Source organism: Cellulomonas sp. Leaf395 (assembly GCF_001424125.1).
Taxonomy (GTDB): domain Bacteria; phylum Actinomycetota; class Actinomycetes; order Actinomycetales; family Cellulomonadaceae; genus Cellulomonas.
This window is the reverse complement of sequence record NZ_LMQI01000005.1, coordinates 652586-676987: the sequence shown is the minus strand read 5'-3', so window position 1 is coordinate 676987 and position 24402 is coordinate 652586. Positions and strand designations below refer to the sequence as shown.

23 protein-coding genes are annotated in these 24402 nt (G+C 71.6%); 18 read left to right on the top strand and 5 right to left on the bottom strand.

What is annotated here, in order from left to right:
• Positions 1-21: 21 nt before the first annotated feature.
• From whiA to ASG23_RS17685, 6 genes are all read left to right on the top strand, one after another.
• Entirely contained in the window at positions 22-1002 is a 981-nt protein-coding gene (whiA, locus tag ASG23_RS17710) for a DNA-binding protein WhiA (protein ID WP_056027735.1), read from the top strand.
• 217 nt (positions 1003-1219) lie between these two features.
• Positions 1220-2224 carry a type I glyceraldehyde-3-phosphate dehydrogenase gene (gap, locus tag ASG23_RS17705; RefSeq protein ID WP_056027733.1) on the top strand — a complete coding sequence of 335 codons (1005 nt, stop codon included), beginning with the start codon at positions 1220-1222 and terminating at the stop codon, positions 2222-2224.
• A gap of 117 nt (positions 2225-2341) precedes the next feature.
• Positions 2342-3541, top strand: a complete 1200-nt coding sequence (locus tag ASG23_RS17700) for a phosphoglycerate kinase (RefSeq protein WP_056027731.1) — start codon at positions 2342-2344, stop codon at positions 3539-3541.
• Between the two features lie 3 nt (positions 3542-3544).
• Positions 3545-4339 (top strand): triose-phosphate isomerase, encoded by a 795-nt coding sequence (gene tpiA, locus ASG23_RS17695; protein WP_082516308.1) that lies wholly within the window; start codon positions 3545-3547, stop codon positions 4337-4339.
• Between the two features lie 166 nt (positions 4340-4505).
• Positions 4506-4748 (top strand): preprotein translocase subunit SecG, encoded by a 243-nt coding sequence (gene secG / locus ASG23_RS17690; protein WP_056028586.1) that lies wholly within the window; start codon positions 4506-4508, stop codon positions 4746-4748.
• 11 nt (positions 4749-4759) lie between these two features.
• Positions 4760-5107 carry an RNA polymerase-binding protein RbpA gene (locus ASG23_RS17685; protein ID WP_055914815.1) on the top strand — a complete coding sequence of 116 codons (348 nt, stop codon included), beginning with the start codon at positions 4760-4762 and terminating at the stop codon, positions 5105-5107.
• A gap of 58 nt (positions 5108-5165) precedes the next feature.
• Here the strand turns inward: ASG23_RS17685 and pgl are convergent, their stop codons facing one another.
• From pgl to tkt, 5 genes are all read right to left on the bottom strand, one after another.
• Positions 5166-6614, bottom strand: a complete 1449-nt coding sequence (gene pgl, locus ASG23_RS20825) for a 6-phosphogluconolactonase (protein WP_056027727.1) — start codon at positions 6612-6614, stop codon at positions 5166-5168.
• The gene (locus tag ASG23_RS17675) at positions 6611-7528 is read right to left on the bottom strand and encodes a glucose-6-phosphate dehydrogenase assembly protein OpcA (RefSeq protein WP_056027725.1); all 918 of its coding nucleotides are present in this window, start codon (positions 7526-7528) and stop codon (positions 6611-6613) included. The genes pgl and ASG23_RS17675 overlap by 4 nt, the downstream gene beginning before the upstream one ends.
• Entirely contained in the window at positions 7525-9066 is a 1542-nt protein-coding gene (gene zwf / locus ASG23_RS17670; protein ID WP_056027723.1) for a glucose-6-phosphate dehydrogenase, read from the bottom strand. Before zwf ends, ASG23_RS17675 begins: the two co-directional genes overlap by 4 nt.
• Entirely contained in the window at positions 9063-10205 is a 1143-nt protein-coding gene (gene tal / locus ASG23_RS17665; protein WP_056027721.1) for a transaldolase, read from the bottom strand. The genes zwf and tal overlap by 4 nt, the downstream gene beginning before the upstream one ends.
• A gap of 66 nt (positions 10206-10271) precedes the next feature.
• The gene (gene tkt, locus ASG23_RS17660; RefSeq protein WP_056027719.1) at positions 10272-12446 is read right to left on the bottom strand and encodes a transketolase; all 2175 of its coding nucleotides are present in this window, start codon (positions 12444-12446) and stop codon (positions 10272-10274) included.
• Positions 12447-12764: 318 nt separating this feature from the next.
• On the opposite strand from tkt, the gene ASG23_RS17655 reads away from it, so the two are divergent.
• From ASG23_RS17655 to ASG23_RS17600, 12 genes are all read left to right on the top strand, one after another.
• Positions 12765-13760: a heme o synthase gene (locus tag ASG23_RS17655; protein WP_056027717.1), complete on the top strand. Its 996-nt coding sequence runs from the start codon at positions 12765-12767 to the stop codon at positions 13758-13760.
• 11 nt (positions 13761-13771) lie between these two features.
• On the top strand, positions 13772-14713 hold the full coding sequence (locus tag ASG23_RS17650) for a site-specific tyrosine recombinase XerD (RefSeq protein WP_235521223.1): 942 nt from the start codon (positions 13772-13774) through the stop codon (positions 14711-14713).
• A 115-nt stretch (positions 14714-14828) separates the two neighbouring features.
• Entirely contained in the window at positions 14829-15644 is an 816-nt protein-coding gene (locus tag ASG23_RS17645) for a ParA family protein (protein WP_235521277.1), read from the top strand.
• Positions 15613-16554: a segregation and condensation protein A gene (locus ASG23_RS17640; protein WP_442856827.1), complete on the top strand. Its 942-nt coding sequence runs from the start codon at positions 15613-15615 to the stop codon at positions 16552-16554. The genes ASG23_RS17645 and ASG23_RS17640 overlap by 32 nt, the downstream gene beginning before the upstream one ends.
• Positions 16551-17213, top strand: a complete 663-nt coding sequence (gene scpB, locus ASG23_RS17635; RefSeq protein ID WP_056027711.1) for an SMC-Scp complex subunit ScpB — start codon at positions 16551-16553, stop codon at positions 17211-17213. Before ASG23_RS17640 ends, scpB begins: the two co-directional genes overlap by 4 nt.
• Positions 17210-18526, top strand: a complete 1317-nt coding sequence (locus ASG23_RS20820) for a pseudouridine synthase (protein WP_327019480.1) — start codon at positions 17210-17212, stop codon at positions 18524-18526. The genes scpB and ASG23_RS20820 overlap by 4 nt, the downstream gene beginning before the upstream one ends.
• Positions 18523-19632, top strand: a complete 1110-nt coding sequence (locus tag ASG23_RS17625; RefSeq protein ID WP_056027708.1) for a prephenate dehydrogenase — start codon at positions 18523-18525, stop codon at positions 19630-19632. The genes ASG23_RS20820 and ASG23_RS17625 overlap by 4 nt, the downstream gene beginning before the upstream one ends.
• The gene (cmk, locus tag ASG23_RS17620; protein WP_056027706.1) at positions 19614-20324 is read left to right on the top strand and encodes a (d)CMP kinase; all 711 of its coding nucleotides are present in this window, start codon (positions 19614-19616) and stop codon (positions 20322-20324) included. The genes ASG23_RS17625 and cmk overlap by 19 nt, the downstream gene beginning before the upstream one ends.
• On the top strand, positions 20321-21007 hold the full coding sequence (locus ASG23_RS17615; protein WP_056027705.1) for a lysophospholipid acyltransferase family protein: 687 nt from the start codon (positions 20321-20323) through the stop codon (positions 21005-21007). The genes cmk and ASG23_RS17615 overlap by 4 nt, the downstream gene beginning before the upstream one ends.
• Positions 21007-21822 (top strand): class I SAM-dependent methyltransferase, encoded by an 816-nt coding sequence (locus ASG23_RS17610; RefSeq protein ID WP_157465734.1) that lies wholly within the window; start codon positions 21007-21009, stop codon positions 21820-21822. Before ASG23_RS17615 ends, ASG23_RS17610 begins: the two co-directional genes overlap by 1 nt.
• 56 nt (positions 21823-21878) lie before the next feature.
• On the top strand, positions 21879-23354 hold the full coding sequence (gene der / locus ASG23_RS17605) for a ribosome biogenesis GTPase Der (RefSeq protein WP_056027700.1): 1476 nt from the start codon (positions 21879-21881) through the stop codon (positions 23352-23354).
• Complete coding sequence (locus tag ASG23_RS17600) at positions 23351-24394, top strand: hypothetical protein (protein WP_056027698.1); 1044 nt, start codon at positions 23351-23353, stop codon at positions 24392-24394. Before der ends, ASG23_RS17600 begins: the two co-directional genes overlap by 4 nt.
• Positions 24395-24402: the final 8 nt, after the last annotated feature.

The window sequence follows — 24402 nt, the reverse complement described above, 5'->3', positions numbered from 1 at the left end:
CGCAATGGCAGGATGCACCCCATGGCGTTGACGGCACAGGTGAAGGACGAGCTCGCCCGTCTGAAGGTGGACAAGACGTCCTCACGGAAGGCCGAGGTCTCGGCCACCCTGAGGTTCGCCGGGGGGCTGCACATCATCTCGGGTCGGATCGTCATCGAGGCGGAGCTGGACACGGGCATCGCTGCCCGTCGGCTCCGACAGGCGATCGCCGAGGTCTACGGGCACGAGAGCGAGATCATCGTCGTCTCCGGCGGTGGCCTGCGCCGCGGCAGCCGGTACGTCGTGCGGGTGGTCAAGGACGGCGAGTCGCTCGCGCGGCAGACGGGTCTGCTGGACAACCGCGGTCGGCCGGTGCGGGGACTCCCGCCGCAAGTCGTGTCCGCGGGCGTCGCCGAGGCGGAGTCCGCGTGGCGCGGTGCGTTCCTCGCGCACGGCTCGCTCACCGAGCCCGGTCGGTCCTCCGCCCTGGAGGTCACCTGCCCCGGCCCGGAGGCTGCGCTCGCGCTGGTCGGGGCCGCGCGGCGGCTCGGGATCGCCGCGAAAGCGCGTGAGGTGCGCGGCATCGACCGGGTGGTCATCCGCGACGGCGACGCCATCAGCGCGATGCTCGCCCGCCTCGGTGCCCACGAGACGATGCTCGTCTGGGAGGAGCGCCGCGTGCGGCGCGAGGTCCGCGGCACGGCCAACCGGCTGGCGAACTTCGACGACGCGAACCTGCGCCGGTCGGCACGTGCGGCTGTGGCAGCAGGTGCCCGGGTCGAGCGGGCGTTCGAGATCCTGGGCGACGAGCTTCCCGAGCACCTGCGCGAGGCGGGCGAGCTGCGCCTGGCCCACAAGGAGGCGTCGCTGGAGGAGCTGGGCAAGCTCGCGGTGCCGACGCTGACCAAGGACGCGGTGGCAGGGCGGATCCGGCGGCTGCTGGCGACCGCGGACAAGCGCGCGGTCGAGCTGGGCATCCCGGACACCGAGGCGGGCCTGAGCCCTGACCTGCTCGACCTCTGAGCCGGCGTCCGAGTCCGTGCCGGGACCTTCGTCCTGACTCTTCGGGCGCTGTCCGCGTGACCGTCGTCACGGGTATAGGCTCGGGTCATCCGACCGCCAGACGTGCGTCCGTGCTGTGCGCGGTAGCCCGGTGGGCGGTTGGAACGCACAGCGGCGTGCGTGACCCCATCACCAAAATGTGTGCGCCGGCCCTCGTCGGCGCTGCCGAGGAGGGCAAGTGACCATCCGCGTCGGTATCAATGGCTTCGGCCGTATCGGGCGTAATTTCTACCGGGCGATCATCGCGTCCGGCGCCGACATCGAGATCGTCGGCGTGAACGACCTCACGGACAACAAGACGCTCGCGCACCTGCTCAAGTACGACACCGTGCTGGGCCGGTTCCCGCTGAGCGTCGACTTCGACGACGAGAACATCATCGTCGACGGCAAGAAGATCCGTGCGCTCGAGGAGCGGGACCCGGCGAACCTCCCGTGGGCCGAGCTCGGTGCGGACATCGTCATCGAGTCCACAGGCTTCTTCACGGACGCGACGAAGGCCAAGGCTCACCTGACGGCCGGCGCCAAGAAGGTCATCATCTCCGCTCCGGCGAAGAACGAGGACGGCACGTTCGTCGTCGGTGTCAACCACACCGACTACGACGCGGCGACGCAGCACATCATCTCGAACGCGTCGTGCACCACGAACTGCCTGGCCCCCGTTGCCAAGGCGCTCAACGACTCGATCGGCATCGAGCGTGGCCTCATGACCACGATCCACGCCTACACCGGTGACCAGAACCTGCAGGACGGCCCCCACAAGGACCTCCGTCGTGCCCGTGCGGCCGCGCAGAACATCGTCCCCACCTCGACCGGTGCGGCCAAGGCCGTGGCGCTCGTGCTCCCGGAGCTCAAGGGCAAGCTCGACGGCTTCGCGCTGCGCGTGCCGACGATCACCGGGTCGGCCACCGACCTGACGTTCACGGCCTCGCGTGAGGTCACCGTCGAGGAGGTCAACGCGGCCGTCAAGGCTGCCGCCGACGGTCCGCTCAAGGGCATCCTCGAGTACGTCGAGGACGAGATCGTGTCGAGCGACATCGTCACCAACCCGCACCAGAGCATCTTCGACTCCAAGCTCACCAAGGTGAGCGGCGACCTGGTCAAGATCATCGCCTGGTACGACAACGAGTGGGGCTACTCGAACAGCCTCGTCGCCCTCACCACGTACGTCGGCGAGCGTCTCTGACGGTCTCGCTGCACCTGTAGTGACGGTCATGCGTCCGCGTGCGCCCCGGCCCCTGTGGCCCGGGCGCACGCGGACGTTGCCGTGTCAGCCCCTGCACGAGTCACGGGAAGAAGACGCATGAAGACCATCGAGGACCTCGGCGACCTGCGCGGCAAGCGCGTGCTCGTCCGCTCCGACTTCAACGTGCCGCTCGACGGCACCACCATCACGGACGACGGCCGCGTGCGCGCGGCCCTCCCGACGCTCCAGGCGCTGCTCGCCGCCGGTGCGCGCGTGGTCGTGACAGCCCACCTCGGCCGCCCCAAGGGCGCCCCGGAGGACAAGTACTCGCTCAAGCCCGTCGCCGACCGGCTCGCCGAGGTGCTGGGCCAGCCCGTCGCGCTGGCGACCGACGTCGTCGGCGACTCGGCCAAGGCCGCCGTCGCCGCGCTCCAGGACGGCGAGATCGCCCTGCTGGAGAACATCCGGTTCGACCCGCGCGAGACGTCCAAGGTCGACGCCGAGCGTGCCGAGCTGGCGGGGGAGCTGGCCGGCCTTGCTGATGTCTTCGTGTCCGACGGCTTCGGCGTCGTGCACCGCAAGCAGGCGTCGGTGTACGACGTCGCGCTGGTGCTCCCGCACGCGGTCGGCAAGCTCGTCCTCAAGGAGGTCGCGTCGCTACGCAAGGCGACCGACGACCCCGCGCGGCCCTACGTGGTCGTCCTCGGCGGCTCCAAGGTGTCGGACAAGCTCGGCGTCATCGCCAACCTGCTGACCAAGGCGGACCGCCTGCTCATCGGTGGCGGCATGCTGTTCACGTTCCTCGCGGCGAAGGGCTACTCGGTGGGCAACTCGCTCCTCGAGGAGGACCAGATCGAGACCGTCAAGGGCTACCTCGCGCAGGCCGAGGAGGCCGGTGTGGAGATCGTGCTGCCCACCGACATCGTCGTGGCCGACGAGTTCAAGGCCGACTCCCCGGCGCAGATCGTCCCGGCCGACGCCATCCCTGACGGCACGATCGGTCTCGACATCGGTCCCGAGTCGAGCGCGCTCTTCGCGTCGAAGATCGTCGACGCCAAGACGGTCGTCTGGAACGGTCCGGCCGGCGTGTTCGAGTTCGAGGCGTTCTCGGGCGGCACGCGCGCTGTCGCGCAGGCACTCGTCGACGCGGGCGCGAACGGTGGCTTCACGATCGTCGGCGGTGGCGACTCCGCCGCGGCCGTGCGCACGCTCGGCTTCGACGAGGCCGGGTTCGGACACATCTCGACCGGTGGTGGCGCGAGCCTCGAGTTCCTCGAGGGCAAGACGCTCCCCGGCATCGCGGTTCTGGAGGACTGAGCGTTGACCACTCGCACCCCGCTGATGGCGGGCAACTGGAAGATGAACCTGGACCACCACCAGGCCACGCACACGGTGCAGAAGCTCGCGTGGACGCTCAAGGACGCCCGGCACGACTTCGCGGCTGTCGAGGTCTGCGTGCTGCCCCCGTTCACGGACCTGCGCAGCGTGCAGACACTGGTCGACGCCGACAAGCTCGAGCTCGTCTACGGCGCGCAGGACGTCTCGGCGCACGCGTCGGGCGCGTACACCGGCGAGATCTCGCCGCTGTTCCTGGCCAAGCTCGGGGTCACGTACGTCGCGATCGGCCACTCGGAGCGCCGCGAGTACCACAACGAGTCCGACGAGCTGGTCAACGCCAAGGTGAAGTCGGCGCTCGGCGCGGGCATCACCCCGATCCTGTGCGTCGGGGAGGTGCTCGACGTCCGCAAGGCCGGGGAGCACGTCCCGCACACGCTGGCGCAGCTCGACGGCGCCCTGGCCGGTCTGACGGCCGCCCAGGTGGCCACGATCGTCGTCGCGTACGAGCCCGTCTGGGCCATCGGCACCGGCGAGACGGCGACCCCGGAGGACGCGCAGGAGCTGGCCGCGGCCATCCGTGCCCGCATCGCCGAGCTCTACGACGCCGAGACGGCCGACGCGGTCCGCGTGCTCTACGGCGGCTCGGTGAAGTCGTCGAACGTCGCCTCGATCATGGCCAAGCCGGACGTCGACGGTGCACTCGTCGGCGGCGCCAGCCTGGACCCCGAGGAGTTCGCCGCGATCGCGCGGTACAAGTCGCACGCCGTCGGTCTGTGACCTGACACCGATGTGAGCCAGGCAGGTTCCGGGAAATCTCCGGGACCTGCCTGGGCACGGTGGTGGCTTATCGCCCCACTCGTCGCCTACCCTGTACCGCGGTCCACCGCAACGTCGCTGGCTCTACCGCCGTCGATGTGCCCGCCCAGTGAGGAACTACACCGACGTGACTGGCCTTCGTATCACCCTCCAGGTGCTGCTGGTGCTGACCAGCCTCCTTCTCATCCCGCTCGTCCTGCTCCACAAGGGCAAGGGCGGTGGACTGTCGGACATGTTCGGCGGTGGCATCACGAGCAGCGCAGGGAGCTCCGGCGTCGCGGAGCGCAACCTCAACCGCATCACGGTGGGCACCGCACTCGTGTGGACGACGATCATCGTCCTGCTGGGTCTCATCGAGCGCACGGTCTGAGGCGGTAGGCGATGGCGAGCGGGAGCGCGATCAGGGGGTCGCGAGTCGGCGCGGGCCCGATGGGTGAGGCCGAGCGCGGTGACACGGCCCCGCGGATCTGGGTGTCGTACTGGTGCGCCAACGGTCACGAGACACGCCCCAGCTTCGCGGAGGAGGCCGCTCTCGAGGCACCGGTGACGTGGGACTGCCCACGCTGCGGGTTCCCCGCCGGGCAGGACCAGGAGAACCCTCCGTCTCCGTCGAAGAACGAGCCGTACAAGACGCACCTGGCCTACGTGAAGGAGCGACGCTCCGACGAGGACGGCGCCGCGATCCTGGACGAGGCACTGGCTGCGCTGCGCGCCAAGCGCGGCGGCTGAACACTGCACATGACGAAGGCCCCCGCACTGGTGCGGGGGCCTTCGTGGTTCTCCGGTCTCAGTCGCGGACGCGCAGGAGAGCGAAGCCGTCGTATCCCTTGGTGCCGACCGTCTGGACGACCGTGGCGTCGTAGCGCGGGTGGTCCGTGAGCAGCTCGACCATCGACCGGACGCCCTGCACCCGGTCGTCCGGGTGGTCCGCCTCCACGACGGCCCCGCCTCGGACGACGTTGTCGACGATGACGAGGGACCCCGGACGCGTGAGCTCGAGGGTCTGCCCGAGGTAGCGGGGGATCGACTGCTTGTCGGCGTCGATGAACACGAGGTCGTACGGCGCCGTCTCCTCCTCGATGAGGCGGTCGAGCGTGTCGGCCGCCGGCCCGACGAGCACGTCGACGAGTTCGTCGACGCCCGCCTGCGTGAGCGAGTCCGTCGCGACGCGGGCGTGCTCGGGGTCGATCTCGAGGGTCGTGAGGCGGCCGTCGGACGGCAGGGCCCGGGCGAGCCAGAGCGTGCTGTAGCCCCCGAGCGTGCCGATCTCGAGGATCCGTCGCGCACCGACCGATTGTGCCAGCAGGTGCAGGAGCTTGCCCTGGTTCGCGGCGACGGCGATGTCCGGGAGACCACCCGCAGCAGCGGCGTGCCGGGTGTCGACCAGGGCGACGTCCTCGGGCACCAGCACCGAGAAGTACTCGTCGACGTGGGTCCAACGCTCGGCGGCGGCGTCCACCGCGGCTGGGAAGGCCGCGGCCGTCGTCGAGAGTGCGGCAGGCGTGCCCAGGCCCTCGGTGGCGGCGATGTCGACGAGCCAGAGCGTCCGCTCCGTGCCGATCGCACCCGCGGCCGGAGTCGTGGTCACGGGGGCGCCGCGGAGGGCGGAGGCGACCGCCTGGGCCTTCTCCGTGCCGGACGCGACCACCCAGACCTCCCGGGCGCCGCGGATCGCGTCGTAGGTCAGCGAGACCCGCTCCGGCGGCGGTTTGGGGGATCCGTGCACTCCGACCGTCGGCTGCCCCGTCACGGCGAGCGCGTCGTGCTCGGGGAACAGTGAGGCGATGTGCCCGTCAGGCCCCATGCCCAGCACCAGCACGTCGAAGGCGGGTGAGCCGGCCTCGGTCAGCGCGGCTGCATAGGCGTCAGCAGACGCCTCCGGCGTGGTCACGTCGTCCGACCTCGCGGGCATCGGGTGCACGTTCTCGGCCGGCAGTGCGTCACCGAGCGCGTCGATGAGGGCGTTGCGGGCCTGCGTCTCGTTGCGGTCCGGGTCGCCGTCGGGCAGGAAGCGCTCGTCGCCCCACCACAGGTGCACGCCCGACCAGTCGACGGCGTCCCGCACCGGGCTCGCCGCGACCGCCTCGAGAGTCGCGATGCCGACCGTGCCACCGGTGAGGACGACGTGGACGGGGGAGCGGTGCGACTGGATGTCGACCAGGTGCGTGAGCAGGCGAGCCGCCACCGACTCGGCGAGCACACGGGCGTCGGGGTGGACGAGGACGTCGCGGCTCATGCGTCGATCCTCGGGAGGCCCTTCTGCAGGACCTCGCCGTAGACCTCGTCCGCGTCGAGCCGCCGCAGCTCCTCCGCCAGGCACTCGCGCAGCTGCCGGATCGGGAGGGCGATCCGGTGCTCCGGCTGGTCGGGCTGACGCAGCGCGGCGGTCTTGCCGTCCGGCCGGTCGAGCACGATGTCACCGGACGACCGCTCCAGCCGCACCTGGGTGATGGCCAGCGCGTCGGGGACGCGCTCGATCTCGACCGGGCACTTCAGGGCGTAAGCGAGCCACGCGGCCATCAGGTCGACGGACGGGTGCGTGCTCTCGCCGACGACGACGGCCTTGTGTACCTGTTCGTACGGCGGCTGGTCGAGCGTCGCGGCGATGAGCCCGCGCCACAGGGTCGCGCGCGTCCACGCCAGGTCGGTGTCACCGTCGGTGTGCGACGCCGCCAGCGTGCGGAGCGCCGTGTTCGGGTGCGCGCACTGCGTCGAGTCGGTGATCCGCCGGGTCGCCATGCGGCCGAGGGGGTGCTCGGCCGGATTCTCGGGGATCTCGTACGGCCACCACGTGACGATGGGCGCGTCCGGGAGCAGCAGGGGGATCACGAGCGTGTCCAGGTGCCGCTCCAGCTGCCCGGACGGGCGCAGCACCAGCACCTCGCTCGCACCCGCGTCACCCCCGAGCCGGATCTGGGCGTCGAGGTTCGACGCGCGGTCCTTGGTGTCGTTCGCGATGACGATGACGCGGCACGGGTGCTCGCGGCTGGCGTCGTTCGCGGCGTCGATGGCCTCGTCCGGGTCCCGGTCACCTACGGAGATGACGAGCGTGAGGACGCGCCCCAGGGCGATCGCTCCGCCCTCGTCGCGCTCCTTGAGCAGACGCCTGTTGATGGCCCGCGTGGTCGTGCCGGGCATCTCGATGATCATGGTCGCCTCCAGGCTCGCCCGTCGCGCGCCATCATCTGGTCCGCCGACTCCGGGCCCCAGGTGCCGGAGCGGTACTCCTCGGGTTTGCCCTTGCTCGCCCAGTACTCGGTGATGGGGTCGAGCACCTTCCAGGACAGCTCGACCTCTTCGTGCCGGGGGAACAGCGGCGGGTCACCCAGCAGCACGTCGAGGATGAGACGCTCGTACGCCTCGGGCGACGACTCGGTGAACGCGTGGCCGTAGCCGAAGTCCATCGTGACGTCCCGGACCTCCATCGCGGTGCCCGGCACCTTGGCACCGAACCGCAGCGTCACGCCCTCGTCGGGCTGGACGCGGATGACCAGGGCGTTCTTGCCCAGCTCCTCGGTGGCGGTCGACTCGAAGGGCAGGTGCGGCGCACGCTTGAAGACGACGGCGATCTCCGTGACGCGACGACCCAGACGCTTGCCCGTGCGCAGGTAGAACGGCACCCCCGCCCAGCGGCGGTTGTCGATGTCGACGCGGATCGCGGCGAACGTCTCGGTGGTCGACTCCGGGTTGAAGCCCTCCTCCTCGAGGTAGCCGACGACCTTCTCGCCACCCTGCCACCCGGCCGCGTACTGGCCGCGGGCGGTGTGCTTGCCGATCTCCCGAGGAAGTCGGACCGCCGACAGGACCTTGACCTTCTCGGCCGTCAGGCTCGACGCCTCGAACGACGCCGGCTCCTCCATCGCCGTGAGGGCGAGGAGCTGGAGCAGGTGGTTCTGGATCACGTCGCGGGCGGCGCCGATGCCGTCGTAGTACCCCGCGCGGCCACCGATGCCGATGTCCTCGGCCATCGTGATCTGGACGTGGTCGACATAGTGGGCGTTCCAGATGGGCTCGTAGAGCTGGTTGGCGAAGCGCAGTGCCAGGAGGTTCTGGACCGTCTCCTTGCCCAGGTAGTGGTCGATCCGGAAGATGTCGTCCGGGCGGAACACGCTCGAGACGATCTCGTTGAGCTCACGCGCGCTCGCCAGGTCGTGCCCGAAGGGCTTCTCGATGACGACCCGGCGCCAGGTGCCGTCCTGAGGCTGCGACAGCCCCGACCGGGCGAGCTGCTTGCAGACGACGGGGAACGCGCTCGGCGGCACCGAGAGGTAGAACGCGTGGTTGCCGCCGGTCCCGCGCGAGGCGTCGAGCTCCTCGACGGTGTCCCGGAGCCGGTCGAAGGCGTCGTCGTCGTCGAACGTGCCCTGCACGAACCGGATGCCCTCGGAGAGCTGGCGCCACGTCGCCTCGCGGAACGGCGTGCGGGCGTGCTCCTTGACCGAGTCGTGCACGATCTGCTCGAAGTCCTGCCGGGCCCAGTCGCGCCGGGCGAAGCCCGTGAGCGCGAACCCGGGTGGGAGCAGACCTCGGTTGGTGAGGTCGTAGACGGCGGGCATCAGCTTCTTGCGGGCCAGGTCGCCCGTGACGCCGAAGATGACCAGACCGCAGGGGCCCGCGATGCGGGGGAGGCGGCGGTCGCGGGGGTCGCGCAGGGGGTTGTTGCCGGCGGACACCTTGCTCGGGCTCACCTGGCGCCCCCGGACGCGTTCTGGTCGGCGACACCGGCCAGGCCGTCGGAAACGGTGCCGAGGAGGTCTCCCCAGCTCGCCGAGAACTTGTCCACGCCCTCGACCTCCAGCTGCTCGGTCACCTCGTCGATGTCGATGCCCAGGTCCCGCAGGCCGTCGATGACGGCCTGCGACTCCGGACGAGTTCCCGTCACCGTGTCGCTACCGTCGCCGCCGTGGTCCGCGACCGCGTTCAGCGTGGCTTCGGGCATGGTGTTGACGACACCCGCGACGACCAGCTCGTCGACGTACAGGGTGTCCGGGTACGCCTTGTCCTTCACACCCGTGGACGCCCACAGCGGTCGCTGCGGGTGCGCGCCAGCCCTGGCGAGCGCCTTCCAGCGCTCGTCGGCGACGGCGTCCTGGTTGAGCGCGTACGCCAGACGGGCGTTCGCGATCGCGGCCTTCCCGCGCAGGGCCGCGGCCTCGGGAGTACCGATCGCGTCGAGGCGGGGATCGATCGCCGCGTCGACCCTGGAGACGAAGAACGAGGCGACCGAGGCGATGGGCGCCAGGTCGTGCCCGTTGGCCTCGGCCTGCTCCAGGCCGCTCTGGAACGCGTCGATGACATCGCTGTACCGCTGGAGCGAGAAGATCAGCGTGACGTTGACGCTGATGCCCTCGGCGAGAACCGCGGTGATCGCCGGCAGCCCCTCGCGCGTGGCCGGGATCTTGATGAAGACGTTCGGCCGGTCGACCGTCGACCACAACGACTTCGCGGACGCGATCGTGCCGTCGGTGTCCCTGGCCAGCCGGGGATCGACCTCGATCGACACCCGGCCGTCCACGCCGTCGGTGGCGTCGTACACGGGCCGCAGCACGTCGGCGGCCTGCCGGACGTCGTCCGTCGTGATGCGGAAGACTGCCGCGTCCACGTCGGCTCCGTCCGCGGCGAGCTCACGCAGCTGCTCGTCGTAGGCGTCGCCCTTCGCCAGCGCGCTCGCGAAGATGGACGGGTTCGTGGTCACGCCGACGACGCCCTTCGCCTCGACGAGCTCCGCGAGGTTCCCCGTGCGCAGGCGTTCGCGCGAGAGGTCGTCGAGCCAGATCGCGACGCCGGCGTCAGCCAGCCGTGCCAGAGGGGTGCTGCTCGGTGCCATGTCGATCGATCCCCTTCTCCTGCGCGTCGGCCCCGGAGTGACCGGGGCCGACGCGCCCGTTCAGACTCAGATCTGCTGGTCGCCCGTCAGTCCCTCGTTGACAGGCAGGCCGGCGCTGCTCGACGGGCTCGCGCCACCGCGTGCCGCCGCGATCGACTCGTGCGCCGCCGCGACCACGGCCTCAGGCGTGAACCCGAACTCGCGGAAGAGCGTCTTGTCGTCCGCCGACGCGCCGTAGTGCTCGATCGAGACGGACCGGCCGGCGTCGCCGACGAGCTTGTGCCACGAAAGCGCGATGCCCGCCTCGACGGACACTCGCGCCTTGACCGACGACGGGAGCACCGACTGGCGGTAGTCCTCGTCCTGCTCGCCGAACCACTCGAGCGACGGCGCCGACACGACGCGCGTGGCCACCCCGGCGGCCTCGAGGGTCTCCCGAGCCGCAACCGCGAGCTGGACCTCGGACCCCGTGCCGATCAGGATCACGTCCGGCGTGCCGCTGCTCGCCTCGAGCAGCACGTAGGCGCCGCGCGCGACCCCCTCGGTGGTCGCGAACCCTTCCTCGCCGCGCGGGAACGTCGGGACGTTCTGCCGCGTGAGGATGAGGGCGACCGGGCCGTCGGTGTGCGCGAGGGTCGCGGCCCACGCCGCTGCCGTCTCGTTCGCGTCCGCGGGGCGGACGACCGTCAGACCGGGGATCGCGCGCACGGCCGCGAGGTGCTCGATGGGCTGGTGCGTCGGGCCGTCCTCGCCCAGGCCGATCGAGTCGTGGGTCCACACGTAGATCGCCGGCACCCCCATGAGCGACGCCAGCCGGACCGAGCCGCGCATGTAGTCGCTGAACGTGAAGAACGTCCCGCCGTAGGGCCGGGTCAGACCGTGCAACCGGATGCCCGACAGGATCGCGCCCATCGCGTGCTCGCGGATGCCGAAGTGCAGCGTGCGGCCGAACTCGTCACCGGCGAACTCGTGCGTCGAGCGCTTGGCCGGGATGAAGGACGGCTCGCCCTTCATGGTGGTGTTGTTCGAGCCGGCCAGGTCGGCCGAGCCGCCCCACAGCTCGGGCAGCACCGGTGCCAGCGCGCTGAGGACCTCCCCGGACGCCGCACGGGTGGCCAGCGCCTTGCCCGCCGGGAACACGGGGAGCGCGTCCGTCCAGCCGTCCGGCAGGTCGCCCCCGACCAGGCGGTCGAGCAGTGCGGCGTTCTCCGGGTTGGCGGTACGCCACGCATCGAACGAGCTCTGCCACTGCGCCTTCACCGGCGCCGTGCGCTCGGAGAGCCCACGCGTGTGCGCGATGACCTCGGGGTCGACCTCGAACGTCTTCTCGGGGTCGAAGCCCAGCAGCTCCTTGAGGCCGCGGATCGCCTCGCCGCCGAGCTTGGAACCGTGGGACGAGTGGTCGTTGGTCTTGGTCGGCGTCGGCCACGCGATGAGCGTGCGCAGGCCGATGAACGACGGGCGGTCGGTGACGGCCTTGGCGGCCTCGATCGCTGCGTGGAGTGCGTCGACGTCCTCGCGGTAGCCGTCCTGGCCACCGGTCCAGTCGACGAACTGCACGTGCCAGCCGTAGGCCTCGTAGCGCGCGACGACGTCCTCGGTGAACGCGATCTCGGTGTCGCCCTCGATCGAGATGTGGTTGTCGTCCCACAGCACGATGAGGTTGCCCAGCTCCTGGGTGCCCGCGATCGACGAGGCCTCGCTGGTCACGCCCTCCTGCAGGTCGCCGTCGGAGGCGATGACGTAGACGAAGTGGTCGAACGGGCTGGCGCCGGGCGCGGCCTCGGGGTCGAGCAGACCGCGCTCTCGCCGCGACGCCATCGCAAAGCCGACCGCCGACGCGAGACCCTGGCCGAGCGGACCAGTCGTGATCTCGACGCCGGTGGTGTGCTTGTACTCCGGGTGACCAGGGGTCTTCGAGCCCCAGGTTCGCAGCGCCTCGAGGTCCTCGAGCTCGAGGCCGAATCCGGCGAGGTACAGCTGGATGTACTGGGTCAGGCTGGAGTGGCCCGCGGACAGGACGAACCGGTCCCGGCCCAGCCAGTGCGGGTCCGCCGGGTCGTGCCGCAGCACGTTCTGGTAGAGCAGGTAGGCCGCGGGGGCGAGGCTGATCGCCGTCCCGGGGTGGCCGTTGCCCACCTTCTCGACCGCGTCGGCGGCCAGGACACGCACGGTGTCCACCGCCCGCAGGTCGAGGTCAGTCCAACCGACCGTCTCAGCCAGGGGAGCCTTCGCGTTCACCGAACCTCATTTCCACCCGGGCAGAGGGCCGGGTGTCGTGTCGGACGAGATCTTCGACGTGATTTCGAGATGAGACGACATCCGCGTCGGATGCCGGGCAGGTGGGACGTCACGCCGTCACGGCGGTCGTCGGACCGTGCGAACCGACCTTATAGCGCACCCGGGTACCGGTGCCGGGCGTGACCATCACGCGGCGGAGCGACCGATCTCACACGGACGCCTGGCGATCCGGCGCCCCCGTCGCGCCCTGGCGCAGGCGCAGGCCGTAGCATGTCTGCGCGACCCATCCCCGCCGGAACACGAACGGAATCGCAGCGCGTGCGCCTCAGCAGCCCCCTGTCAGTCGACGACGCCGGAGCGTCCTCCGCGTCGACCCCGGGTGCACCTGAGGCAACCGCCACCACCGCCGCCCCGAGCGGTCCGCTCGCTCGCCTGCGCCGCACGGTCGGGCCGTACGTCGCGCTGACCAAGCCGCGCGTGATCGAGCTCCTGCTGGTCACCACGCTCCCGACGATGATCCTGGCGCAGGGCGGCTTCCCCCCCTTCGGTCTGGTGGTCGCGACCCTCGTCGGTGGCGCGGCCGCGGCCGGCTCGGCCAACGTCCTGAACTGCTACCTCGACCGCGACATCGACAAGATCATGAACCGCACCAAACGGCGCCCGATCGTGACCGGCGAGGTCAGCCCCCGCGCGGCTCTCGTCTTCGGTCTCGCGCTCGGTGTCCTGTCGCTCGTGTGGCTCGCCGTCGTGGTGAACCCGGCGTCGGCGTGGCTGACCGCCGCCGCGATCCTCATCTACGTCGTCGGCTACACGATGATCCTCAAGCGCCGCACCCCGCAGAACATCGTCTGGGGTGGCGCAGCGGGGTGCATGCCGGTGCTCATCGGCTGGTCGGCGGTCACGGGCGGCCTCTCGTGGACCGCGGTCCTGCTGTTCGGTGTCATCTTCTTCTGGACGCCGCCGCACTACTGGCCGCTGTCGATGAAGTTCCGTGGCGACTACGCCGCCGCGGGCGTCCCGATGCTGCCCGTGGTGGCCAAGGACACCAAGGTCGCCCGCGAGATGATCGCGTACACGGTGGCGATGATCGCCTGCTCGCTGCTGCTGGTCCCCGTGCAGGGCATGACCTGGGTGTACGGCGTCGTCGCGCTGGCCCTGGGGCTCTGGTTCCTGTGGGCGTGCATCGGGCTGCTGCGCCGCGCCGAGCACCCCGAGGCCGGCAAGCTGCGCGCGATGAGCGTGTTCCACGCGTCGATCACGTACCTCACGCTGCTGTCCGTCGCGATCGCGGTGGACGTGTTCCTGCCGTTCTGAGCGGCGGACGCGTGAACCGGACCGCGCTCCATTCGGCGCTCGAGCTCTACCTCGCGCACCTCACGGTCGAGCGCGGGCTGTCCACGAACACGCTGCTGGCCTACCGCCGTGACCTGGCCCGGTACACGGCCTTTCTCGAGTCCCGCGGGTACGTCGCGCCCGACGACGTGGCCGAGCCGGACGTCGAGGACTTCCTCCTCGCTGTCCGCACCGGGTCCGACGGTCGCACCGCCTTGTCAGACTCGTCGACTGCCCGGATCGTCGTCGCGGTCCGCGGGTGGCACAAGTTCCTGCTGCTGGACGGCGTGACCGGCGTCGACCCCGCGCGCGCCGTGAAGCCTCCGGCCCAGCCGAAGCGGCTGCCGAAGGCGATCTCCGTGGGGGACGTCGAGAAGCTGCTCGACGCGGCAGGCCTCGGTGACGGTCCGGTGCCGCTGCGCGACAGGGCGCTCCTCGAGCTCGTCTACGGGACGGGTGCGCGCATCTCCGAGGCGGTGGGACTCGACGTCGACGACGTGGACCGCACCCCGGGACGTGCGGCCGTCCGGCTGTTCGGCAAGGGGAGCAAGGAGCGCATCGTCCCCTTGGGATCGTTCGCGCTCGACGCCGTGGAGGCGTACCTCGCCCGCGCGCGGCCCGCGCTGGCGGTCGGGAGCACGGGCGGGTCGCCCGGGATGTTCCTCAACACGCGTGGCGCGAGGCTCAGCCGGCAGAGCGCGTGGGCGGTCCTGCAGGTGGCCGCGGAGCGTGCCGGGCTGGCGGGCGGGGAGCACATCTCCCCGCACACGCTGCGGCACTCGTTCGCCACGCACCTGCTCGCCGGCGGCGCCGACGTTCGCGTGGTCCAGGAGCTGCTGGGGCATGCGTCGGTGACCACGACGCAGATCTACACGACCGTCACCCCGGACACCCTTCGCGAGGTCTTCGCGGCGTCACACCCGCGCGCTCGATGAGCATCGGGCCGGCATCGGACTGTCGCGGGGCCATCCGGCGCGCCGCTCCGGTAGGTTGTCCCGCGTGGTGAGCCAGCAGACGACCGACCCGCAGCTCGATGCCGTCGGGCGGCCCATGCCCGTGTTCCCCGAGCCCCCACCGCTCGCGTCGCACGGTCCGGCGCGCGTGATCGCGCTGTGCAACCAGAAGGGTGGCGTCGGCAAGACGACGACCACCATCAACCTGGCCGCCGCTCTCGCGGAGTACGGCCGCAAGGTGCTCATCGTCGACTTCGACCCGCAGGGTGCCGCGTCCGTGGGTCTGGGCATCAGCCCGCACGAGCTGGACCGGACCGTCTACAACCTGCTCATGGAGCGGGACGCCGACATCCACGCGCTCATCCAGCACACGGCGACGCCGGGCCTCGACCTGCTGCCCGCCAACATCGACCTGTCCGCCGCCGAGGTGCAGCTGGTCGGCGAGGTCGCCCGCGAGTCGGTGCTGGCCCGCACGCTGCGTCCGGTCCTCGACGACTACGACGTCGTGATGATCGACTGCCAGCCGTCTCTCGGCCTGCTCACGGTCAACGCGCTGACTGCCGCGCACGGCGTGCTCATCCCGCTGGAGTGCGAGTTCTTCGCCCTGCGCGGAGTCGCGCTGCTCGTGGAGACCATCGAGAAGGTCCGCGACAGGCTGAACCCGCGCCTGGAGGTCGACGGCATCCTCGCCACGATGTACGACCCGCGCACGCTGCACGCGCGTGAGGTCGTCGCACGCGTCAACGAGGCGTTCGGCGACACGCTGCTGCACACCGTCATCAGCCGGACCGTCAAGTTCCCCGACGCCACCGTGGCCGCGGAGCCGATCACCACCTACGCCCCGACGCACTCGGGTGCGGCGGCCTACCGTCAGCTGGCACGTGAGCTCGTCGCCCGTGGCGACGCCGCCTGACGAGCGCGCGGTCCCGCCCGAGCAGTCGGTGAAGGAGCCGACGGGTGCGAGCGCGCCTGCGCCGTCCCCCATGGGCACGAGTGCGTTCGAGGTCCATCTCACCAACTTCAGCGGTCCGTTCGACCTCCTGCTCGGGCTGATCGCCAAGCACAAGCTCGACATCACGGAGGTCGCGCTGGCGCAGGTCACCGACGAGTTCATCGCCCACATCCGTGGCGCCGAGAAGCAGTGGGACCTGGGGCAGGCCAGCGAGTTCCTCGTCATCGCTGCCACCCTGCTCGACCTCAAGGCGGCGCGACTGCTGCCGTCGGCCGACGTCGAGGACGCCGAAGACCTGGAGCTGCTCGAGGCCCGTGACCTGCTCTTCGCGCGACTGCTTCAGTACCGCGCCTACAAGCTGGTCGCCGCAGACCTGGCGGAGCGGTTCGCCACCGAGGGCCGGCGCTTCCCGCGCCTGGTCATCCTGGAGCCCCACCTGGCCGCGCTGCTGCCGGAGCTTGTGTGGCAGATCGGTCCCGAGCAGCTGGCGGCGCTGGCCGCGAAGGCCGAGCAGCCGAAGGCAGCACCTCCCGGTGTCGACATCAGCCACCTGCACGCCCCGGCCGTCAGCGTCCGGGAGCAGGCCGCCGTCCTGGTGGACCGCCTGCGGCACGGCGGAGCGATGTCGTTCCGCGCGCTCACGGCCGACGCCGGCGCGACGGTCGTCGTGGTCGCCAGATTCCTCGCGCTTCTGGAGCTGTTCCGGGAGGGCGCGGTCGCGTTCGACCAGGTCACGCCGCTGGGCGAGCTGACCGTGCGCTGGACGGGATCCGAGGAGGGCGAGATCGAGGTCTCCGACGACTTCGACACGCTGGACACCGCACTCGACGCAGAGCTGGCCCGCGACGGGTCAGCCGAGGAGGACGCATGACCGAGCAGGCAGCAGACGACGCGGCCGTCGAGGAGCCGACGGACGAGCAGGCCGCGGCCGACGAGCTCGCCTTCGACGTCGACGACCTGCCCGGCGGGGCCCTGGCCGCGCTCGAGGCGGTGCTCATGGTGGCCGACGAGCCCATCGCCGCCGTCCGGCTCGCGACCGTCCTGGCGCTGCCGACCGCCCGGGTCGAGGCCCTCCTCGACGAGCTCGCCGCCGAGTACCGCGGTGAGAACGGTGGTCGCCCGAGAGGCTTCGAGGTGCGACGGGTCGGTGACGGCTGGCGGGTCTACTCCGCCCCGGTCTACGCGGACGTCGTCGGGCGCTTCGTCCTCGAGGGGCAGACCGCCCGCCTGACGCAGGCGGCGCTCGAGACGCTCGCCGTCATCGCCTACCGGCAGCCCGTGACGCGCGGACAGGTCTCGGCGGTCCGCGGGGTGAACGTCGACGGGGTCGTCCGCACGCTGACCACCCGCGGACTGGTCGCCGAGGTGGGGACGGATCCGTCCAGCGGTGCGGTGCTCTACCAGACCACGGGATACTTCTTGGAGCGGATGGGGCTGTCCAGCCTGGACGAGATGCCCCCGCTCGCGCCCTACCTGCCGGACATCGACGCCTTCGACGGGGTCGACCAGGCGATCGGAGACAACAGATGAGCCCGCAGGAACGACGGTCAGGGGGCGCCGGCCAGTCCGGTGGCCAGTCCGGCGGCAAGAGCGGTGCGCCTCGGGGCAGCAGCGGGTCCGGCGCCAGCCGGGGTGGCAGCGCGGGCGGGTACCGCGGGGGGTCCGGGTCCGGTTCGTCCGGTGGCTCGCGCGGTGGCAGCTCCGGCGGGTACCGCGGTGCGGGCGGCGGCGAGGGGTACCGGGGGAGCACCGGCGGCGGAGAGGGGTACCGCAGCAGCGGCGACAGCTACCGGGGAAGCAGCACCGGCGGCGGCCGTGGCAGCAGCGGCGACGCCAACCGCGGGGCCGGCTCCGGTGGTTCGCGCGCGAGCACCGGCGCGGGTTCCGGAGGGAGCTCGACCGGCGGAGCCTCGCGCGGTGCGGCCGGGGCGTCGCGGGGCGGCGCACCCCGCAGCGGTGCACCCAAGAGCGGTGGTGGGTACCCGCGCAGCGGCGCACCCAAGGCGGGCGGCGGGTACCCGCGCAGCGGTGGCTCAGGTCGTCCCCGCAGCAACGGCGCGTCGAGCCGGCCGACGAAGCCGAGCCGCACGCCCGAGGTGACGATCGACGTCCACGACCCCGACGGCGTGCGCCTGCAGAAGGTGCTCGCGGCCGCCGGGCTCGGGTCGCGGCGCTCGTGCGAGGACCTCATCTCGGCCGGGCGCGTGACGGTCGACGGCAACAAGGTGCTCGAGCTCGGCGTGCGGGTGGACCCGCTCACGGCGGTCATCCACGTGGACGGCATGCGCGTGCAGCTGGACTCGTCGATCATCACCATCGCGCTGAACAAGCCGAAGGGTGTCGTCTCGACGATGCACGACCCTGAAGGCCGGCCGTCGATCGGGCAGTTCGTGTCCGACCGCGAGGAACGGCTGTTCCACGTCGGTCGCCTGGATGCCGAGACCGAGGGCCTGATCCTGCTGACCAACGACGGAGACCTGGCCAACCGCCTGTCGCACCCGTCGCACGGTGTCACCAAGGTCTACCTCGTCCAGCTCGAGGGGCGTGTGACGCCGTCGCTGGGCCAGCGTCTGATCAAGGGCGTGGAGCTCGAGGACGGGTTGGCCAAGGTCGACAAGTTCCAGATCGTGCAGACGACCCCGCAGGCGAGCCTGGTGGAGATCGAGCTGCACGAGGGTCGCAACCGCATCGTGCGACGGATCTTCGAGGAGGTCGGCTACCCGGTCACGCAGCTGGTCCGCACGCAGATCGGCCCGATCCGTCTGGGCGACCTCAAGCCGGGCCGCACCCGCGTGCTGTCGAAGACCGAGGTGGGCTCCCTGATGACACGGGTGGGCATGTGACGGTCGCGACGCGAGGGCCGGTGCGCATCGTCGGTACCGGTCTGCTCGGCACGTCGGTGGGTCTCGCGCTGACAACCCACGGCGTCGACGTCGTCCTGCACGACCCGTCCCGCACCGCCCTCGCGCTGGCGCGGGACGTCGGTGCGGGACGGCCCGCCGGTCCCGACGACTCCGCGCCGGCCCTGATCGTCGTCGCAGCCCCGCCCGACGTGACCGCCGACGTGGTGCGAGCGGAGCTGGAGGCGTACCCGGATGCCGTCGTGACCGACGTGGCGAGCGTCAAGGGGTACGTGCTGGCCGAGCTCAAGGCCGCGGGCGCCGACCTCACGCGGTACGTCGGCTCCCACCCCATGGCCGGCCGCGAACGGTCCGGCCCGGCCGCGGCCGTCCCCGACCTGTTCCTCGGTCGCCCCTGGGTGATCACCGACTCGGGTGCGTCCGACCCGGACGCCGTGCTCGCCGTCCGCTCGCTCGCCGTCGACCTCGGCGCCGTTCCCGTGACGATGGACGCGGACGCGCACGACGCCGCGGTCGCCGCCGTCTCGCACGTGCCCCAGGTGGCCGCCAGCCTCGTCGCCGCCCGGCTGCGCGGAGCCGACGACGCAGCGCTCGTGCTCGCCGGCCAGGGTCTGCGGGACGTCACGCGGCTGGCGGCCTCCGACCCCGCGCTGTGGACCTCGATCCTCGCGGCGAACGCCGCCGCCGTGGGCGACGTGCTGCGGGACCTGCGCGCCGACCTCGACACCGTCATTGACGCGCTCGGCCACGCGGCGGCCGCCGACGGGCCGGAGACGGTCGAGCTCGGCGCCCTGGCGACGCTCGCGCAGGCGATCGCAGACGGGAACGCCGGCGTCGCGCGCATCCCCGGCAAGCACGGTGGCGCGCAGCGGGTGTACGGCGTCGTCACGGTCCTCGTCCCGGACGCGCCGGGGGAGCTCGCGCGGCTGCTGACCGAGGTGGGCGAGGCGGGGGTCAACCTCGAGGACCTGCACCTCGAGCACGCCGCCGGCCGGCCGGTCGGCATGGCGGAGATCTCGGTGCTGCCCGGCCGGGTGGAGCACCTCGAGGCGGAACTCACGGCCCGCGGATGGAGGCTGGTGAGTTGAGCAGGGCGATTGTCGTCGCGATCGACGGTCCTTCGGGGTCCGGCAAGTCGAGCGTGTCGCGGGGTGTCGCGAGCGCGCTGGGGCTGGCGTTCCTCGACACCGGTGCGATGTACCGAGCGGCCACGTGGTGGTGCCTGCACCGCGGGGTGCCGCTGACCGATGTCGACGCGGTCGCCGGACTGGTGCGCACGCTGCCGCTGGTGATGGGTGTGGACCCGCTGCACCCGACGGTGCACGTCGACGGGATCGACATCGGCGAGGCGATCCGGACCACGGAGATCTCGGCAGCCGTCAGTGCGGTCGCGACCAACCTCGAGGTACGCGCCGAGCTCGGGAGGCTCCAGCGAGCGGAGATCGAGTCGGCGCGCGTCAAAGGGCGGGGCATCGTCGCCGAGGGACGCGACATCACGACGGTCGTCGCGCCCGACGCGGACGTCCGCGTGCTGCTGACCGCGAGCGAGGAGGCCAGGCTCGCCCGGCGGGCGCGTGACGTGCACGGCACGGACGACGCCGCCGCGGTCGAGGCGACGCGCGACCAGGTGCTGCGTCGCGACGCGGACGACTCGACCGTCGTGCAGTTCCACGTCGCCGCCGACGGGGTGGCCACCGTGGACTCCTCGCACCTGGACCTCGACCAGACCGTGCAGGCCGTGCTCGACGTCGTCGAGTCGGTCGTCGGCCCGCGCGCGTGAGCACGTCCGTCGGGCCGTCGTCGAGCGGTCCGCGCTGGGCACGGTGGATCGGCCGGTTCCTCGCGCGGATCGTCTGGAACACCGACGTCGTCGCCGGCCACCTGGTGCCGACCGACGGACCGGTCCTGTTCGCCGCGAACCACACGGGCATCATCGACGGCCCGATCCTGCTGGGTGTCTCGCCGCGGCCGTCGCACATGCTGGTCAAGTCGGAGATGTTCTGGGGTCCCGTCGGCACGGTGCTGCGCGCGGCCGGCCAGATCCCCGTCGAGCACGACGGTGGACGCTCCGCGCTGAACAGCGCGCTGGTCGTGCTCAAGCGCGGTGGCGTCGTCGGAGTCTTTCCCGAGGGGAACCGCGGCAAGGGCGACGCCGCGAGCGCGCGCGCCGGGATCGCGTGGCTCGCGCTGAACGGCCATGCACCCGTGGTCCCGGTCGCGGTGCTCGGCACGCGGCGGACGGGCGAGTCGGTCGGTCACGTGCCCGGTCTGCGGCGCCGGCTCGCGATCGAGTTCGGTGAGCCGCTGATCCTCGAACGCCGGGCCGGCGTGTCCGGCCGGGCCGCCCTCGAAGCGGCGAACGAGTCGATCCGGGTGGCGCTCGCCGAGCTGGTCGACCGGGCCACCGCCCGCACCGGGCTGGTCCTGCCCACCGACGACCCGAACAGGGAACGCGCGCTCTGATGGACTGGGCGTGGGACCCGAGCCTCTACGAGGGCAGCGCCCGGCACTACGCCGTGGGCCGGATGGCCTACCCGACAGCACTCGCCGACGCCCTGCGCGATGCGCTCGGCCTTGACGGCACCGGCCGTCTGCTCGACGTCGGCTGCGGACCGGGTTCGCTGACGCTGCTGCTCGCACCGCTGGTCGCGTCGGCCGTGGGGATCGATGCCGACGACGGCATGGTCGCCGAGGCTCGTCGTTCGGGTGCGGTCGGGATCGAGTGGCGACAGATGCGCGCCGAGGAGCTGCCGGCCGACCTGGGGACGTTCCGGCTGGTGAGCTTCGCACAGTCCTTCCACTGGATGGATCAGCCGCAGGTCGCCCGGGCGGTCCGCCCGATGATCGAGCCCGGTGGCGCCTGGGTGCACGTCTTCGCGACGACGCACCGCGGGGCCGCGGGCGACGACGCGCTCCCGCACCCCCGCCCACCGTGGGACCAGATCGAGGAGCTCGTCGCCACCTACCTCGGGCCGGTCCGCCGGGCAGGCCAGGGTTCTCTGCCGTCGGGCACGCGCGGCGGCGAGGAGGACGTCATGCGCGAGGTCGGCTACCGCGGGCCGGAGCGGCTCGACGTCGTGCGCGGAGACGTGGTGGAGCGCTCGACGGAGGAGGTCGTGTCCGCCGTCTTCTCGCTGTCGAGCTCGGCGCCGCACCTGTTCGGACCTCGGCTGCCGGAGTTCGACGACGACCTACGCCGGCTGCTGCGAGCGGCGTCCCCGACAGGCACGTTCGCGGAGCGGGCGCGCGACATCGGCGTCGTCATCTGGCGTCCGTGACGGGACTCTCGCGCCGGTAGTCGTCCCGGGGTCGGTGCACAGGGGACAATGGGCGCATGACTGAGCCCGATCCGACCTTTGCGCTGCCCGACGAGGCCTCCGACGCCGACCGTGAGCGGGCTCTGCGCGCAGGGCTCACCGACTACGAGCTCGAGGACGAGGACCTTGCCCTCCTGCACGCGGGGGACGTCGGCGAGATCGGCGAGGAGCCGGTCGTCGTCTTCCCGGTGCTCGCGGTCGTCGGCCGTCCGAACGTCGGCAAGTCGACGCTCGTCAACCGCATCCTCGGCCGCCGCGAGGCCGTCGTCGAGGACAAGCCCGGGGTCACGCGCGACCGCGTGAGCTACCCCGCCGACTGGTCCGGCAAGCGGTTCACGCTTGTCGACACGGGCGGCTGGGAGGTCGACGTCGCCGGCATCGAGGCACGCGTGGCGCAGCAGGCCGAGGTCGCGATCTCGCTTGCCGACGCGGTGATCTTCGTCGTCGACGCGACCGTCGGCGTCACCGAGACCGACACCCAGGTGGTCCGCCTGCTCCGCAAGGCGGGCAAGCCTGTCGTGCTGTGCGCCAACAAGGTCGACGGACCCGCCGGTGAGGCCGACGCGGCCAACCTCTGGTCCCTCGGCCTGGGCGAACCGTTCCCCGTCTCGGCCCTCCACGGCCGCGGCACCGGTGACCTGCTCGACGCCGCGATCGAGGCGCTGCCCGAGGTCTCCGCCCACGGCACCCCGATCCCCGACGGTCCGCGTCGCGTCGCACTGGTCGGCCGCCCGAACGTCGGCAAGTCCTCACTGCTGAACAAGGTGCTCGGAGCGGAGCGTGTCGTCGTCGACTCCGTCGCCGGCACCACGCGCGACCCCGTCGACGAGCTCGTCGCGCTCAAGGGCAAGCCGTGGGTGTTCGTCGACACCGCCGGCATCCGCCGCCGCGTGCACCAGACGTCCGGCGCCGACTTCTACGCCTCGCTGCGCACGCAGGCCGCGATCGAGAAGGCCGAGGTGGCCGTCGTCCTGGTGGACGCGTCGGTGAAGCTGACCGAGCAGGACACGCGCGTGATCACCCAGGTCATCGAGGCGGGCCGCGCCCTGGTCATCGCGTACAACAAGTGGGACCTCATGGACGAGGACCGCCGCCCGTTCCTCGAGCGCGAGATCGAGCAGGACCTCGTGCAGGTGCAGTGGGCGCCCCGCGTCAACATCTCCGCGAAGACCGGCTGGCACACCGACCGCATGGTCCCCGCGCTCGAGCGCGCGTTGGAGTCCTGGGACACCCGCATCTCCACGGGGCGCCTCAACGCGTTCCTCGGGGAGCTCGTCGCGGCCCACCCGCACCCGCTGCGCGGCGGCAAGCAGCCCCGCATCCTCTTCGCGACGCAGGCGTCCACGCGCCCGCCCCGCTTCGTCATCTTCGCGACCGGCTTCCTCGACCCCGGCTACCGCCGCTACATCGAGCGTCGCCTGCGCGAGACGTTCGGGTTCGAGGGCACCCCCATCTCGATCTCGGTGCGGGTGCGGGAGAAGCGCAAGCGGTGACGCCCGAGGGGTCCGTGCACCGCCGACGGCCGCTCCTGCGGCTCGGCCTGCCACGCGACCCCGCGTCGAGCAGCCACATCACCGGCTTCCTGGTGACCACGCTCGCCACCGTCATCCTGACGCGCCTGCTGCTGGGACTGACCGGGTTCCCGCAGCTGGGCGGCGGGGGAGTGCACATCTCCCACGTCCTGTGGGGCGGGCTGCTGATGGCGCTGGCGTTCATCGGGCTGATGACGTTCATCGGTCCCGTCGCCCGCCGTGTCTCGGTGATCGTCTCCGGCGTTGGCTTCGGGCTCTTCATCGACGAGATCGGCAAGTTCGTCACCTCCGACTACGACTACTTCTGGGAACCGACGGCCGCCCTGATCTACCTCGTGGTCATCAGCCTGGGCTTGTTCGCGGACACCCTTCAACGACGCCACCCGCGCGACCCCTCCGAGTACCTCGCCGCAGCCGCCGACCAAGCCGTCTCCGGCCTGGCAGGCGGCTTCAGCACCCGTGAACGCACCCGCGCACGCTGGTACCTGTCCCGCGCTGGCGACGTCCCGGGTGCCGACGAGGTGCGCGCGCTGCTCGACACCGTGGAGCACGACGCCGACGAGCTCCCCGACCCGATCGGTGCGACGTCCCGGTCGGTCGTCGCAGCATCCCGGTGGCTCGTCCGTGCCCGGTGGGTCCCGTGGGTCACCGTCGCCGTCCTGGTCGCGACGTCCGTCGTGACGCTCGCCCGTGGCATCTACGGGTGGAGGGCCTCCGCTGACCAGCCCGTGTGGCTCGTGGCCGGCATCCTGCTCAGCGGGCTCGCGTCCACCGCGTTCGCCGTGGTCGGCCTCGTCCGGGTCCGCCGCGACCGCGAGGCCGGCTACCGCTGGTTCCGCCGCGCCGCCCTCGTCGCACTCCTGATCACCCAGATCTTCCTGTTCCGGCTCTCACCCTGGGACGCGACCGTCGGGCTGCTGGTCGACCTGGTGATCCTCGGGGTCGTCGCCGCCGAGCTCGACGTGATCGCCAATGACAGGACCACCTCGCCCGTGGGGTAGAGTTTCCG

Excerpts from the sequence above, each read along its gene's own strand:
- whiA (WP_056027735.1), top strand. The coding sequence starts at position 22 with ATGGCGTTGACGGCACAGGTGAAGGACGAGCTCGCCCGTCTGAAGGTG.
- ASG23_RS17700 (WP_056027731.1), top strand. The coding sequence starts at position 2,342 with ATGAAGACCATCGAGGACCTCGGCGACCTGCGCGGCAAGCGCGTGCTC.
- ASG23_RS17685 (WP_055914815.1), top strand. The coding sequence starts at position 4,760 with ATGGCGAGCGGGAGCGCGATCAGGGGGTCGCGAGTCGGCGCGGGCCCG.
- pgl (WP_056027727.1), bottom strand. The coding sequence starts at position 6,614 with ATGAGCCGCGACGTCCTCGTCCACCCCGACGCCCGTGTGCTCGCCGAG.
- ASG23_RS17675 (WP_056027725.1), bottom strand. The coding sequence starts at position 7,528 with ATGATCATCGAGATGCCCGGCACGACCACGCGGGCCATCAACAGGCGT.
- tal (WP_056027721.1), bottom strand. The coding sequence starts at position 10,205 with ATGGCACCGAGCAGCACCCCTCTGGCACGGCTGGCTGACGCCGGCGTC.
- ASG23_RS17645 (WP_235521277.1), top strand. The coding sequence starts at position 14,829 with ATGCCCGTGTTCCCCGAGCCCCCACCGCTCGCGTCGCACGGTCCGGCG.
- scpB (WP_056027711.1), top strand. The coding sequence starts at position 16,551 with ATGACCGAGCAGGCAGCAGACGACGCGGCCGTCGAGGAGCCGACGGAC.
- ASG23_RS20820 (WP_327019480.1), top strand. The coding sequence starts at position 17,210 with ATGAGCCCGCAGGAACGACGGTCAGGGGGCGCCGGCCAGTCCGGTGGC.
- cmk (WP_056027706.1), top strand. The coding sequence starts at position 19,614 with ATGGAGGCTGGTGAGTTGAGCAGGGCGATTGTCGTCGCGATCGACGGT.
- ASG23_RS17610 (WP_157465734.1), top strand. The coding sequence starts at position 21,007 with ATGGACTGGGCGTGGGACCCGAGCCTCTACGAGGGCAGCGCCCGGCAC.
- der (WP_056027700.1), top strand. The coding sequence starts at position 21,879 with ATGACTGAGCCCGATCCGACCTTTGCGCTGCCCGACGAGGCCTCCGAC.